The 15086-nt window shown below is 70.9% G+C and carries 7 protein-coding genes; 3 read left to right on the top strand and 4 right to left on the bottom strand.

Going from position 1 to position 15086, the window contains the following annotated elements:
- Positions 1 to 151 precede the first annotated feature (151 nt).
- The 3 genes from L6E17_RS07605 to L6E17_RS07595 all read left to right on the top strand — a co-directional run bounded on the left by L6E17_RS07605 (position 152) and on the right by L6E17_RS07595 (position 7513).
- The gene (locus L6E17_RS07605) at positions 152 to 6715 is read left to right on the top strand and encodes an RHS repeat-associated core domain-containing protein (protein WP_236239994.1); all 6564 of its coding nucleotides are present in this window, start codon (positions 152 to 154) and stop codon (positions 6713 to 6715) included.
- A 24-nt stretch (positions 6716 to 6739) separates the two neighbouring features.
- Positions 6740 to 7231: a hypothetical protein gene (locus L6E17_RS07600; RefSeq protein ID WP_236239993.1), complete on the top strand. Its 492-nt coding sequence runs from the start codon at positions 6740 to 6742 to the stop codon at positions 7229 to 7231.
- A gap of 126 nt (positions 7232 to 7357) precedes the next feature.
- Complete coding sequence (locus L6E17_RS07595; RefSeq protein WP_236239992.1) at positions 7358 to 7513, top strand: DUF6191 domain-containing protein; 156 nt, start codon at positions 7358 to 7360, stop codon at positions 7511 to 7513.
- A 71-nt stretch (positions 7514 to 7584) separates the two neighbouring features.
- On the opposite strand, the gene L6E17_RS07590 is transcribed toward L6E17_RS07595, so the two are convergent.
- The 4 genes from L6E17_RS07590 to L6E17_RS07575 form a co-directional block, all read right to left on the bottom strand.
- The gene (locus L6E17_RS07590) at positions 7585 to 11430 is read right to left on the bottom strand and encodes a multifunctional oxoglutarate decarboxylase/oxoglutarate dehydrogenase thiamine pyrophosphate-binding subunit/dihydrolipoyllysine-residue succinyltransferase subunit (RefSeq protein WP_236239991.1); all 3846 of its coding nucleotides are present in this window, start codon (positions 11428 to 11430) and stop codon (positions 7585 to 7587) included.
- Positions 11431 to 11719: 289 nt separating this feature from the next.
- A complete protein-coding gene (locus L6E17_RS07585) occupies positions 11720 to 12775 on the bottom strand; it encodes a HAMP domain-containing sensor histidine kinase (protein WP_236239990.1) in 1056 nt (351 codons plus the stop codon).
- Positions 12776 to 13498: 723 nt separating this feature from the next.
- On the bottom strand, positions 13499 to 14236 hold the full coding sequence (locus L6E17_RS07580; protein WP_236239989.1) for a response regulator transcription factor: 738 nt from the start codon (positions 14234 to 14236) through the stop codon (positions 13499 to 13501).
- An 89-nt stretch (positions 14237 to 14325) separates the two neighbouring features.
- Entirely contained in the window at positions 14326 to 14985 is a 660-nt protein-coding gene (locus L6E17_RS07575) for a spermidine synthase (protein ID WP_236239988.1), read from the bottom strand.
- Positions 14986 to 15086: the final 101 nt, after the last annotated feature.

Genomic DNA, 15086 nt, shown 5'->3' with positions numbered 1-15086 from the left:
GTGACTTCGGCCGGAACAGTACACCGCGTGGAGAACCGGAGCCCTTGCCTCCATTTGGTCGGTTGAGTGCCACTGCATGGCGCTTGTCAAGCGTCTGGGACGACTTGTCGCTTGTGACCTCTCCTCATAAGGTCATCTCGATCATCTGTTCGTGTTGCTTAGGGTGGGGGAAGCCTTCGTGCAACAACTCCTCGGCCAGTTGCGCTACTGGGGCCACTGGCACAGACAAACGACCTTCGTCGTCTTCATGGCGACGCTCATCACGCTGATACCGAACGACCCGGCCGCGGCCGCCGGACGCGGACTGCGCCTTGCCGACCTCAAGGACGAACGCTCCGTACCCGGCCGCGAGTTCAGCCGCGACCGCGAGGGCGTCCGCAACGGCGCGCTCAAGGCCTTCCGGCCGGCCGCCGGCACGCTCCCGACCGGCAGCTACGCGGCCCGCGTCGGCACCGCCGACGGCGGGTCCGCCGGGGGAGGCTCCACCGCCAGGGGCAAGGCGGCTCCGCGCGGTCTGACGCCGGCACCTGCCGGCGACCTCCTGCGCGCCGCCCCGGAGCCGCTGAAGCGGATGCCCGTCCAGCTCCGCAAGGCATCCGAAGCGCCGGCCTCCAAGGGAGCCCGCGCCAAGACGCCCGAAGCCAAGGCCGGTTCCGTCGCACGCGTCGACATCAAGGACGCCGCCACGGCCCGGAAGGCCGGCATCGAGGGCGTGCTCTTCACCGCCGCACCCGAGGCGTCCGGCGGTGACACCGCCGCGGCAGGTGCCGTCGAGGTCGCCCTCGACTACTCCGCCATCAAGGACACCTATGGCGGCGACTGGGGTTCCCGACTCCGCCTCGTCCAGCTTCCCGCCTGTGCACTGACCACTCCGGAGAAGGCGGAATGCCGCACCCGGACGGAGCTGCGCGGCGACAACGACGTGGAGAACCACACCGTCGAGGCCACCGTGGACCTCGGCGGCACGGCACCCGCCGTCAAGGACGGCGACGCCGGCGGACTCGCCCCCATGACGGCCCGCAGCGCCTCCGCAGGCTCCGCCGCTCCCATGGTGCTCGCCGCCACCGCGGCCGCCTCCGGCCCGGGCGGCAGCCACGAGGCCACCTCGCTGTCACCGTCCGGCTCCTGGATGGCCGGCAGCTCATCGGGCGGCTTCTCGTGGACGTACCCGATCGAGGCCGCCGAGGTCCCGGGCGGCCCGCAACCCGAGATCGCCCTGTCCTACTCCTCCCAGTCCGTCGACGGCCGCACCGCGTCCACCAACGCCCAGTCGTCGTGGATCGCCGAGGGCTGGGACTACGAGCCCGGGTTCATCGAGCGCAAGTACCGCTCCTGCTCGGACGACAAGGCCAAGGTCGACGGCAAGGCGCCCAACAACACCGGCGACAGCGGCGACCTCTGCTACGGCTCCGACCAGGTCGTGATGTCCCTCGGAGGCAACACCACCGAGCTCGTCAAGGACGACAAGACCGGCACCTGGCGCCCGTCCGACGACGACGGCACCCGTATCGAGCGGAAGACGGGCGCCGCCAACGGCGCCAAGGACGGCGAGTACTGGATCGTCACCGGCACGGACGGCGTGAAGTACCACTTCGGCCTCAACAAGCTGCCGGGCGCGTCCACCCAGGCCACCAACTCGGCCCTGACCGTCCCCGTCTTCGGCAACCACCCCGGTGAGCCCTGCCACGCCGCGGCGTTCGCGGACTCCGACTGCGCCATGGCCTACCGCTGGAACCTGGACTACGTCGTCGACCCGCTCGGCGACGCCATGACCCTGTGGTGGAACAAGCACGTCAACCACTACGGCCAGCACATGAAGGCCGACCGGCAGGCCGCCTACGTGCGCTCCGCCGACCTGGCGCGCATCGACTACGGCCAGCGGTCGAACACGCTGTTCACCGCCCAGCCGGCCGGCCGGGTCGTGTTCACCACCACCGAGCGCTGCGTCCCCAACGCGGGGTTCGACTGCGCGGAGTCCAAGCGGACCGCGGCCAACGCCAAGCACTGGCCCGACACCCCGCTCGACCAGGAGTGCAAGTCCGGCGCCAAGTGCACCGACAAGTACACGCCGACGTTCTGGTCCACCAAGCGCCTCGCGAAGATCACCACCCAGGTGCTCTCCGGCACGGCCCTGAAGAACGTCGACTCATGGACGCTGGAGAGCTCCTTCCCGTCCACGGGTGACGGCACCTCTCCGGCCCTGTGGCTGGACTCCGTCACCCGCACCGGCCACGGCGCCGGCGGCACCGCCTCGATGCCGAAGGTCACCTTTGCCGGCATCCAGCTCGACAACCGCGTCGACGGGGTCGAGGGCCTGCCGCCGTTCTCCCGGCTGCGTGTCAACGCCATCGACACCGAGACGGGCGGGCGCATCGGCGTCACCTACTCGGAGCGCGACTGCCGGGTCCTGGAACCCCGCCGTATGCCGGCCTCGCCCGAGTCCAACACCATGCGCTGCTTCCCGCAGTACTGGACGCCCAAGGGCGCGCTGAAGCCGGTCCAGGACTGGTTCCACAAGTACGTCGTGACCGAGGTCAAGGAGATGGACCTGGTCACCGACGCGCCGACGAAGGTGACGTCGTACGAGTTCATCGGCGGTGCCGCCTGGGCCTACGACGACAGCGAGTTCACCGAGAACAAGCACCGCACCTGGTCGCAGTACCGCGGCTACGAGCGGGTCCGCACCCGCCTCGGCGCCGGCGGCGACGTCAAGCAGCTCACCGAGCACCGCTACTTCCGCGGCCTGCACGGCGACAAGCTGCCCGGCGGCAGCCGCACCTCGGTCGTCGAGGACTCGCAGGGCGGCACCTACCCCGACCTGCGCCACTACCAGGGCCAGCTGCGCGAGCAGATCACGTACGAGTCCGACGGCGGCCAGGTCGACTCCTCCACGCTCACCACCCCGTGGTCGGTGAAGACGGCGACGCGCGCCCGCGAGGGCACGACGGCGCTGGAAGCGTGGATGACCCGCCCGCAGACGGTCACGACCCGGGAACGCGTCAAGGGCGACACCTGGCGCACCTCGACGGAGACCACCAAGTACGACGCGTACGGCCTGCCGTACGAGGTCGACGAGACGACGCCCGGCGGCAAGCGCATGTGCTCCCGCACGACGTACGCCCGCAACACCGCGGCGCACCTGCTGGAGTCGGAGTCCCGTGAACTCACCACCCTCGGTGCCTGCTCCACGACGGGCGGCGAGGTCATCGAGGACACCCGCACCCTCTACGACGGCCAGGCCTTCGGCGCCGCCCCCACCAGGGGCCTCGCGACCGAGGTCCAGGAGCTCGACGCCGAGGGCACGGGCTACATAACGATCGACAAGACCGAGTACGACATCCACGGCCGCGAGACGGCGACGTGGGACGCCGAGAACCGCAAGACCTCGGTGGCGTACACCCCGGCCACGGTCGCCCGCCCGGTCAAGCAGGTCTCCACGGACCCGCTCGGCCACACGGAGACCACGGTGTTCGACGACGTCCGCGGCATGCCGCTGACCGAGACCGACGCCAACGGCAGGACGGCCACGATGCAGTACGACCCGCTGGGCCGGCTGCTGAAGGTCTGGGAGATCGACCGCGACCCGGCGACGCAGACGCCGACCGCCGAGTACGACTACACGGTCCGCCGCGACGGCCCCACGATCGTCACGACGAAGACCCTGAAGGACAACGGCGAGTACGCCGTCGCCTACGAGATCCTCGACGGCCTGCTGCGCGAGCGCCAGACCCAGGACGAGGCCGTGGGCGCCGGCCGCATCGTCAACGACACCTACTACGACACCGTCGGCCGCAAGTGGAAGGAGAACGACGGCTACTACAACGACCGGGAGCCGGAACCCAAGCTCCTCCAGGTCGGCGACAACGTCGTCCCGTCCCAGAACCGCACGCTGTTCAACGGCCTGGGCGAGCCGGTCGCGGAGATCACGTACCACCTCGGCAAGGAGAAGTTGCGCACCACGACCGAACGCGACGGCGACGTCTCCACGACGATCCCGCCGAAGGGCGACACGGTCACGGCCCGCTTCGAGGACGCGGAGGGCCGTACCACCCGCCTGCGCGAGTACACCAACGACGCCCGGACGGCGTGGCGTGACACGGTGTACGAGTACGACCACCACGACAACGTGGTGAAGGTCACCGCGCCGGGCGGTGCGGTCACGTCGTTCGAGTACGACGGGCGGGGACGGCAGACCGCCGTCACCGACCCCGACGGCGGCCGGACCACGTTCACGTACGACAACTCCGACAAGGTGATGTCGACCACGGACCCGCGTGGCAACACTCTGGCCACGACCTACGACGTGGTCGGTCGTCCCACCTCGCTTCGCGAGGGCAGCGCGACCGGTCCGAAGCGGATCGAGTGGACCTACGACACCCTCGCCAAGGGGCTGCCGACCGCCGCCATCCGCTACGAGAACGGGCGCGAGTACCGGGACGAGGTCACCGCGTACGACGCGGCCTACCGCCTGAAGGGGATGAAGACCGTCATCCCCGCAGAGGAGACCGGTCTGGGCGGTACGTACAACTACAGCTACTCGTACACGCCGACGGGCAACCTCGCCTGGGCTCAGCTGCCGGGACTGGGCGGCCTGACCACGGAGCGGGTCGTCTTCCGGTACAACTCCGACGGACTGCCGATCTCCATCAGCGGTGCGTCCACGTACCTCGGCGACGTCCAGTACTCGGCATTCGGCGAGATCCTGCGCACCGAGGCCGGACCGGCCGGGAAGAAGCTCTACGGCTCGTACTTCTACGACGAGTTCACCCGCCGGATGAACCAGACGGTCTTCGACCGCTCGGTGTCCCCCGGCCGTATCAGCGACACCCGGTACTCGTTTGACGAGGCGGGCAACGTCACGAAGATCACTGACACGCCGGGTGAGGCGGCACCCGATGCCGGTAAGAGGGACACGCAGTGCTTCGTCCACGACAAGCTGCGCCAGATGACCTCCGCCTGGACGGCCCGTAGCGACGACTGCACGGCCGGGCCCTCCAAGGAGACGGTCGGCGGCCCGGACGCGTACTGGCACAGCTACAAGTTCGACGCGGCGGGCAACCGCACAGAGCTCGTCGAGCACGACACCGCGGGCGACGCCGACAAGAACGTCACGCGCTTCTACACCTACGGCAAGGCGGGCGTGGGCGGCCCCAACGCCCTCGCATCCGTCAAGTCGGTGGGCCCGGACGGCGAGCGACTCAACACCTTCGCCTACGACAAGGCCGGCAACACCACGACCCGGCAGCGCGCCGACGTCAACCAGACGCTGCGGTGGAACGTCGAGGGCAAGCTGGAATCCGTGTCCGAGCCGGCGAAGGGCGGGGGCAGCAACACCACCTCGTACCTGTACGGCCCTGACGGCGACCGGCTGATCCGCACCGGTGCGGACGGCAGCAGGACGCTGTACCTCGGGGAGGCGGAACTGACCGTCAGCGCGGACCTCACGTCCGTCAAGGCGGAACGCTTCTACGCCCACCCCGATGGCGCGGTGTCCGTCCGGGCCACCGGCGGTGTCCGGCAGCTCATGCTGTCCGACCACCACGGTTCGTCCCATACGGTCGTGGACATGGCGAGCCCGGCCATGGGCGTCACGCGGCGCAAGCTGATGCCGTTCGGCGACCTGCGGGGCGCGGCACCCTCTGCCTGGCCCGGCCAGCGCGGATTCGTGGGCGGCACGATGGACAGGGACACGGGGCTGACAACGCTCGGGGCTCGGGAGTACGACCCTGGCACTGGCCGGTTCCTCTCCGTCGACCCGATGGTCGACTACAGCCAGCCGGCCACGATGAACCCGTACGCCTACAGCAACAACGCTCCGGCGACGTTCTCTGACCCGACGGGGTTGATCTTCCCGGTTCTGATCGGTATCGCGGCCCGTATCGCCATCCAGGCGGCGATCCGCGCGGCGGCTCGCCGTGCCGCCCAGATCGCGGCTCGGAAGGCTGCCGAAGCGGCGGCGCGTCGTGCGGCGGCTCTCGCCCGCAAGCGCGCCATCGAGGCGGCCAAGCGTGCTGCGGCAAAGCGTGCCCGTGAGGAGGCGAGGAAGCGGGCTGCGGCGCAGCGGGCCGCCGCGCGCCGTGCTGCCCAGCGAGCTGCGGCCAAGCGTGCGGCCCAGCGACGTGCTGCGGCTCAGGCGAGGCAGCGGGCCGCCCGCCAGGCGGCCAAGCGTGCCCAGGCCCGGAGGGCCGCGGCCCGCAAGGCAGCGGCACGGCCCAAGCCCCGGGCGAAGCCGCGGACGCAACCGAGGCCCAGGGCCAAGCCGTCCCAGGCCAGGAAGCCGGCTCAGAAGGCCACGCGCAAGGCAGCCGAGGAGGCCAAATCCGAGGCCAAGGAACAAGCACAGGAAGCCGTACAACAGAAGGCCGCGGAGTGGAGTGAAGGCCAGGAGGACTCCGCCTCCGCCGCTCGGTACGCACGTGACCTGCAGGGCCACGAGGACAAGGGTAAGCACTCCGCCTACACTGCTGGTTTCGACCCGAGCAACCCGAGCCAGGTGTTCATCGGCTGTTCGTCGAACCCCTCCGGCTGCGCCGAACGCGATGTCGAGCGTCAGGCAGGCAGGGGCCCGGAGAACGTGGTCTTCACAAAGGCCTTCGGTTGGCGGGCGAAGAAGTGGGTCGAAATCCCCATCTGCAAGAAGTGCCAGGCCCGGTACAAGCGGAGTCAGTTCCCGCCGGACGTCCTGTACGACAAGGATGGCCCATGGGCCCAGTGACAACGAGTCGAAGGGAAGGCCCCAGTGAGTAAGAGCCTGGCCGTCATCGAGATCGAGCGTGTCGACTGGGCCTCGTTCCCCATCCTGGGCGACAGGCCGGAGGCCGTCCCCGAGTCCCTGCGGCGACTGATCTCCGCGGTGACCGAGGACGAGGCGATGGATGCCTACTGGGGGCTGGAGAACGTCGTCGTGGTGCAGGGCCAGCTCTATGGCGCCGCTTTGCCCACCGTTCCGGTCCTGCTGGCCGCGCTGCTGGACGACCTGTCCGCCGACGCCCGTGACCTGGTTCTGGAGCTGCTGTTCCAGATCGTGGCCGGCGAGGCGGATGAGGAAGAGGCGGCGCGGGGCAACGTGGACCTCGGCGACAGGTGTCGTGCTGCGGCACGGCAGGGCCTCTGGCTTGTCTACCGCGAGCTGGGTACGAGGCGCCGGGAGACGGCTGTGGCGGTGCTGGAGCGCATCGAGGACGACAAGGCCAGGCTCGCCGCCTACTGTGCGGGACTGCGTGGGAAGTAGTCGCTTGCGGAACCGCAGGTCGGTGAGGCCCCACGGACGGCTTCGGCTGCTCCGTGGGGCCCGTCCATCTCGGCACAATGGGCACGTCCCCGGAGAAGAACAGGAGTCACTGTGTTCGGTAGCGCGTTGAACGAGCTGTTCGCTCCCGGCCGTCGGCACACCGAGGAGGAGCGGCGGCGGCAGGAGGTCACGCTGGACGAGGTGGGGGACGCCGATCCCGGGCGGGGCCCCATAGACCTGGCCAGCGGTGCGGTGCTCATACGGGTCCCAGCGGCGCGATGAGAACGCCGGAGGGCCCGGCACCCCTTGTGGGGTGCCGGGCCCTCCGTTCGTGTGCGGTCGCCGGTCGGCCGTCAGGCCTCGAAGACCTCGTTGACCAGCTGGATCTGCTCCGCCTGGTGGCGCTTCGCGGAGCCGACCGCCGGGCTGGAGCTGTGCGGGCGCGAGATCCGGCGCAGCCGTTCGGCCTGCGGGATGTCGGCGCCGACGGCCAGGTCCAGGTGGTCGATCAGGTTGAGCGCGATGAACGGCCAGGCACCCTGGTTCGCCGGCTCCTCCTGGGCCCAGATGAACTTCTCCGCGTTCGGGTACTTGGAGATCTCGGCCTGGACCTCCGCGCCCGGCAGCGGGTAGAGGCGCTCCAGGCGGATGATCGCCACGTCCTTGACGCCGCGCTTCTGCCGCTCCGCCTCCAGGTCGTAGTACACCTTGCCGGAGCACAGGACGACCTTGCGGACCGCGGCCGGCTCGACCGACGCGTCACCGATGACCGGGCGGAACCGGCCCGTCGTGAACTCCTCCGCCTTCGACGCCGCCGCCTTCAGACGCAGCATCGACTTCGGGGTGAAGACGATCAGCGGCTTGTGGTGCGGGTTGTGCACCTGCCAGCGCAGGAGGTGGAAGTAGTTCGACGGGAGCGTCGGCATCGCGACCGTCATGTTGTTCTGCGCGCAGATCTGGAGGAACCGCTCCGGGCGGGCGGACGAGTGGTCCGGGCCCTGGCCCTCGTAGCCGTGCGGCAGGAGGAGGGTGACGCCGGACGTCTGGCCCCACTTCTGCTCGGCCGAGGAGATGAACTCGTCCACGACGGTCTGGGCGCCGTTGACGAAGTCGCCGAACTGCGCCTCCCACATGACCAGCGCGTTCGGGCGGGCCAGCGAGTAGCCGTACTCGAAGCCCATCGCCGCGTACTCGGAGAGCAGCGAGTCGTACACGTTGTACCGGGCCTGGTCCTCCGCGAGGTACAGGAGCGGGGTGTAGTCCTCGTTCGTCTCCTGGTCCACCAGCACCGCGTGGCGCTGGCCGAAGGTGCCGCGGCGGGAGTCCTGGCCGGCCAGGCGCACCGGGACGCCCTCCATCAGCAGCGAGCCGATGGCGAGGGTCTCGCCCATGCCCCAGTCGATCGTGCCGTCGGAGATCGACGACGCGCGGCGCTGGAGCTGCGGCAGCAGACGCGGGTGGACGGTGATGTGGTCGGGGATGTTGACCTGCGACTCGGCGATCCGCTTCACGACCTCCTGGGAGATCGCGGTGTCCACGTCGCTCGCCGGGAAGCCGGCCTGCGGGTCCGCCGCCATGCCCTCGGAGGGCTGCGAGGCGGCCTCGCGGACCTCGGTGAAGACCTTCTCCAGCTGTCCCTGGAAGTCCTGCAGAGCCTGCTCGGCCTCTTCCACGGTGATGTCGCCGCGACCGATCAGCGACTCCGTGTACAGCTTGCGCACGGACCGCTTCTTGTCGATCAGGCTCACCATCGCCGGGTTGGTGAACTGCGGGTTGTCGCCCTCGTTGTGACCGCGGCGGCGGTAGCAGATGAGGTCGATGACGACGTCCTTGTTGAACGTCTGGCGGAACTCGAAGGCGAGCCGCGCCACCCGGACGCACGCCTCCGGGTCGTCGCCGTTCACGTGGAAGATCGGCGCCTCGATCATGCGCGCCACGTCGGTGGCGTACATCGAGGAGCGGGACGACTCGGGCGCCGCCGTGAAGCCGACCTGGTTGTTGATGACGACGTGCACCGTGCCGCCGGTGCGGTAGCCGCGCAGCTGCGACATGTTCAGCGTCTCGGCGACGACGCCCTGGCCCGCGAAGGCCGCGTCGCCGTGCAGGGCCACGGGCAGGACGGTGAAGTCCGTGCCGGCCTTGCCGATGATGTCCTGCTTGGCGCGGACGACGCCCTCCAGGACCGGGTCCACCGCCTCCAGGTGCGACGGGTTGGCGACCAGGCTGACCTTGATCTGCTCACCGTCCAGGCCGGTGAAGGTGCCCTCGGCGCCCAGGTGGTACTTCACGTCGCCGGAGCCGTGCATCGACTTCGGGTCGAGGTTGCCCTCGAACTCGCGGAAGATCTGCGCGTACGACTTGCCGACGATGTTCGCGAGGACGTTCAGGCGGCCGCGGTGGGCCATGCCGATGACGACCTCGTCCAGGCGGGACTCGGCCGCGCTGTCGATGACCGCGTCCAGCAGCGGGATGACGGACTCGCCGCCCTCCAGGCTGAAGCGCTTCTGGCCGACGTACTTCGTCTGCAGGAAGGTCTCGAAGGCCTCCGCCGCGTTCAGGCGGCGCAGGATCCGCAGCTGCTCCTCGCGCTCCGGCTTGGAGTGCGGGCGCTCCACGCGGTCCTGGATCCACTTGCGCTGCTTGGGGTCCTGGATGTGCATGAACTCGATGCCGGTGGTGCGGCAGTACGAGTCGCGCAGCACGCCGAGGATGTCGCGCAGCTTCATCATCGACTTGCCGCCGAAGCCGCCGACCGCGAACTCCCGCTCCAGGTCCCACAGGGTGAGGCCGTGCTCGGTGATGTCCAGGTCGGGGTGCTTGCGCTGGTGGTAGTCCAGCGGGTCGGTGTCGGCCATGACGTGGCCGCGGACCCGGTAGGAGTGGATCAGCTCGAAGACGCGCGCCGCCTTCGTCACGTCGTCGTCGTGGGACGCGTCGATGTCCTTGAGCCAGCGGACCGGCTCGTAGGGGATGCGCAGCGCCTTGAAGACGTCGTCGTAGAAGCCGTTCTCACCGAGGAGGAGGTTGGCGACGATCCGCAGGAACTCGCCGGACGCGGCGCCCTGGATGACCCGGTGGTCGTAGGTCGACGTGAGGGTCATCACCTTGGAGATGCCCAGCTTGTTCAGGGTGTCCTGCGAGGTGCCCTGGAACTCGGCCGGGTAGTCCATGGAGCCGACGCCCATGATGACCGACTGGCCGGGCATGAGGCGCGGCACGGAGTGGACGGTGCCGAGGCCGCCGGGGTTGGTGAGGGAGACGGTGACGCCCGAGAAGTCGTCCATCGTCAGCTTGCCGGCGCGGGCGCGGCGGACGATGTCCTCGTACGCCTGCCAGAACTCGAAGAAGTCGAGCGTCTCGGCCTTCTTGATGGCCGCGACGACGAGCTGGCGGTCGCCGTTGGGCTTGACGAGGTCGATGGCGAGGCCGAGGTTGACGTGCTCCGGCTTCACCAGCGTCGGCTTGCCGTCCTTGACCTGGTACGACCAGTTCATGGCGGGCATGGCCTTGATCGCCTGCACCATCGCGTACCCGATGATGTGCGTGAAGGAGATCTTCCCGCCGCGGGCCCGCTTCAGGTGGTTGTTGATGACGATGCGGTTGTCGAACAGCAGCTTCACCGGGACGGCGCGGACCGACGTGGCGGTCGGCATGTCCAGCGAGGCGTCCATGTTCTTCGCCACGGCGCCGGCCGGGCCGCGCAGCGTCACGAACTCGGGGCCCTCGGGCGACTCGGCGGCGGGCTTCGCGGCCGCCGGCTTGGCCTGCGCCGGCTTCGCGGCAGCCGCGGGCGCCGCCTGTGCCGGCTTCGCGGGGGCCGCGGGCTTCGCCGGGGCGGCCGGGGTGGCGGCAGGAGCCTGTGCGGTCGCTCCTGCTGCCGGGGCCTGCGGCTGCTGCGCCGGGGCGGCGGCCTGCGCCGGGGGCTGGGCCTGCGTCCGGGCCTGCGGCGTCACGGTGCCCGCAGCCCCCGAGGCCGCGGGGGCCTGTGCTGCGGGCTTGTCCGCCGTGCCGGGCGCGCCCGGCTTGTAGTCGGCGAAGAAGTCCCACCAGGCGCGGTCGACCGAATTCGGGTCCTGGAGGTACTGCTGGTAGATCTCGTCGACGAGCCACTCGTTGGCGCCGAACGCCGCGGCAGGGCTCTTGCCCTGTCCGTCTGGGTCGGTCGAGATGCTCGAGTTACTGGGGGACTGAGACGACACGGCGGCAACCGCCCTCTTCCGCTTCACAAGGTGATGGACAGCGGAAATAAAGGCTACGCCTCTACGGGCGGGAGGTGCAGGCCGGGCAGGGCATCGTCGCGTACATCACACCAAAACGCTGGTTTCGTCGAAGACAATGGCGGGAAACAAGCGTGGTTCGGCAGTCACCCGGCGTGACGCGGGTAGCGCTGAACAGGGCCGCGGCCCCCTTCGTCCGCACCCCTGAGCGGGCCGGCTCCGTGCCCGTACACGTTCACGGGTCGGCGGCGGCCGCGGTTCGAACCCTACGTCAATCGCGCTGCGGGGGGATCCCCGGAAGAGTGACGAGAATCCGGCAGCCGCGAGCCGATTCGGCCACACCGATACGGCCACCGTGGAGGTCGACCGCCCACCGGGCGATGGCCAGCCCCAGGCCCGTGCCGCCGTCGCTGCCAGGGCCGTGCGGGGACGGCACGCTGCCCCGGTTGAACCGCTCGAAGACCTTGTGCCGCTCCGCCTCGGGGATGCCCGGCCCCTCGTCCTGCACCTCCAGGTCCAGGGACTCCGGGTAGGGCCCGCGCCGTGCCCGCACGGTGACCCGGCCGTGCGGCGGCGAGTGCTTCACGGCGTTGTCGATCAGGTTCGCCACGACCTGGTGCAGCCGCTCCATGTCCGCGTGCGCGGTCAGCTCCGGCGGCGACACGTCCAGGTGCAGGTGCACGTCGCTGCGGGTGTGCGGGCCCGAGGCGGAGCCGCCCACCGCGCGCTGCGACGCCGCGAGCCCGGCCTCCTTCAGCACGCCCGACAGGTACGGCCACACCTCGAAGCGCCGGCAGCGCAGCGGCACCACGCCGTTGTCGAGCCGGGACAGGTCCAGCAGCGTCTCCACCAGCCGGCCCAGCCGCTCCGTCTGCGCCAGGGCGGTGCGCATGGTCTCCGGGTCGGCGGCCGACACGCCGTCCACGACGTTCTCCAGCACGGCCCGCAGGGCGGCGATCGGGGTGCGCAGCTCGTGCGACACGTTCGCGACGAGCTCCTTGCGGTGCCGGTCCACGGCCTCCAGGTCGTCCGCCATGCGGTTGATGGTGGAGGCCAGGTCGCCGAGCTCGTCGCGGCGGTCGGCGCCGCGCACCCGGCGGGTGTAGTCGCCGTGGGAGATGCCCTTGGCGACGGTGGTCATCTCGTCGAGCGGCGCGGTCAGGCCGTGCGCGAAGAACTGGGTGAGGAGGAGGGTGGCGATCACCGAGAAGACGGTGATGAACCGCAGCTCGGTCTCCGTGCGGAGCGCCACCAGCAGCAGCCCGGTCGTGATGAACACGGACACCACGACGAGGCTGCCGAGCTTCGTCTTGATGGAGATCGGCACCCCTCCGAGCCGCCGTCGCCGCCGCCGGACGGCGCGGCACCCGGCACCGCCTCCGGCGGGCCGGCCCGCGGGGTGCTCGTGCCCGGCGGGCGGGTCGCGGTCGTCGGACGGACGGGCGGAGCCGGCTGCCGCGGGGCTCCCCGGTGCCCGGAGCGGCACCGGCGGGACGGCCGGTACCGGCGGTGACGGGGAGTGCGCCGGTGCCGGCGGGGGTGGCGCCCGCGGGGTCGGTGGTACGGGCGGTGGCGCCGGAGGGGTCGGTACGGGCAGCGTGGGGTGCGTTGGTGCCGGCGGGGTCGGTACGGGCCGTGGCGCCGGCGGGGTCGGTGCGGGCGGTGTGGGGTGCGCCGGTGTCGGCGGTGGCGTGGGGTGCGCCGGTGTCGGCCGGGGTGGCGGGGCGGTCGCTGTCCGCGGGGGTCCGGGGGCGGCCGATGCCGGCGGGTGGCCGGGAGCGGACGGCGTCCGCGGACCCCTCCGGTGCGGGGCCCCGCGGGGTGTCCGGTGCCGCCTCCGGCGCGGTGTCCCGGGGCGCCTGCGGTGAGGTCGCCCTGGTCTCCGCGGTGGCCTCGGCCTGCGCTGGGGTCGCCCCGGTCTCCGCGGTGGCCTCGGCCTGCGCTGGGGTCGCCCCGGTCTCCGGAGTGGTCCTGGGGCGCGGGACCCGGGGGGTGCGCTTCGGTGCCCGGCCCGGCGGGGAAGCCCCGGCGCCCTGGCCGTCGGCCCGGCTCACGGCGCCGGGGTCTCCAGCGCGTAGCCGACACCGTGCACGGTGCGGATCCGCTCGGCGCCGATCTTCCGTCGGAGCGCCTTGATGTGGCTGTCCACGGTCCGCGTGCCCGACGCGTCCGTCCAGTCCCACACCTCCGCCAGCAGCTGCTCGCGCGACAGCACCGCGCGCGGCGTGTTGGCCAGGCAGACCAGCAGGTCGAACTCCGTCGGCGTCAGGTGCACGTCGTCGTTCCTGACCCGCACCCGGCGCTGCGCGTGGTCGATCTCCAGCTCGCCCAGCCGCAGGATCCCGCTGCGCGGGGTCACCGCGGCGAGCGCCGCGCGCTCCACGCGGCGCAGCAGCACGTGCACCCGCGCCACCAGCTCGCGCATCGAGAACGGCTTGGTCATGTAGTCGTCCGCGCCGACACCGAGGCCGACCAGCATGTCGGTCTCGTCGTCCCGCGCCGTCAGCATCAGGACCGGGACGGGCCGCTGCGCCTGCACGCGGCGGCACACCTCCAGCCCGTCGAAGCCGGGCAGCATGACGTCCAGGACCATCAGGTCCGGCTGCCACGCCTCGGCCGCCTCCACCGCCGACGGGCCGTCCGGCGCCGTCTGCACCTGGAAGCCCTCGGCCCGCAACCGCGCGGAGATGGCTTCCACGATGGTCGCGTCGTCCTCGACGACCAGGACCCGGCGCTGGGTACCCGGCGTGGCCGCGTTGCCGGTGTGGCTGGTGTGTACGTGCTCCATGCCCCGCCCCTGTCGCGTCCTGCGCGAGCCTCTAGGTCCGTGCGTTCCGTTGGTCGAGTCAAAACATAAAGGCAGTCGACGTGTCCCGGCTACGCGGGGCGAACAGCGAGGTGGACGACGTCCGGTACGCCTCGGGCAACCGGGATCTCTTCGGTTCTTACCCCGCTGAATCCGGCATTCCGCAAGGACTCTTCGAAATCCGCGGACGGCTGCGCGGACCACACGGCCAGCACGCCGCCGGGGGTGAGCCGCGCGGCACAGGCGGCCAGCCCCGCCGGTGCGTACAGGCCGTCGTTGTCCGCGGTCACGGTCCAGTCGGGCCCGTTGTCGATGTCCAGGCACAGCGCGTCGTACGTCTCGGACGTACGGTGCAGCCAGGCCACCAGATCGGCGTGGACGAGGGTGGTGCGCGGGTCGGCGAGCGCCGCGCCGGACATCCGGCCGAGGGGCCCCTCGCGGTGCCAGTCGATGACGGCCTGCTCCCGTTCCACCACCGCGATCCGGCCCCATGCCGGTTGGGCGGCGGCGTGCGCGAGCGAGAAGCCGACCCCGAGGCCGCCGATGAGCACGGAGGGGGCCGGACGGCCGTCCAGCGCGCCCAAGGCCGCGTCGATCAGCAGGCGTTCCGAGCGGCCGTCCGAGGTGTCCATCAGGAACGTGCCGTTGGCGATGATCTCGAAGTGGTCGCCGCGCTGCCGCAGCACCACTTCGCCGTACGGGCCTTCACGTCGGTCGAGCGTCACAGGCATGGACTTCACCTTATGCGCGCCGACCGCCCCTGCGGAGCGGCCGCGGACGCCGGGCGCGACCTCCGTGTGACCTTCCTCACGGACGGGGTGGCGTGGACCGC

This window comes from Streptomyces sp. CC228A, assembly GCF_021390935.1.
Taxonomy (GTDB): Bacteria; Actinomycetota; Actinomycetes; order Streptomycetales; family Streptomycetaceae; genus Streptomyces.
This window is presented reverse-complemented; position numbering and strand designations above follow the sequence as displayed.

Coding starts and splice junctions, on each gene's coding strand:
- L6E17_RS07580 (WP_236239989.1), bottom strand. CDS start 14,236: ATGGAGCACGTACACACCAGCCACACCGGCAACGCGGCCACGCCGGGT.
- L6E17_RS07575 (WP_236239988.1), bottom strand. CDS start 14,985: ATGCCTGTGACGCTCGACCGACGTGAAGGCCCGTACGGCGAAGTGGTG.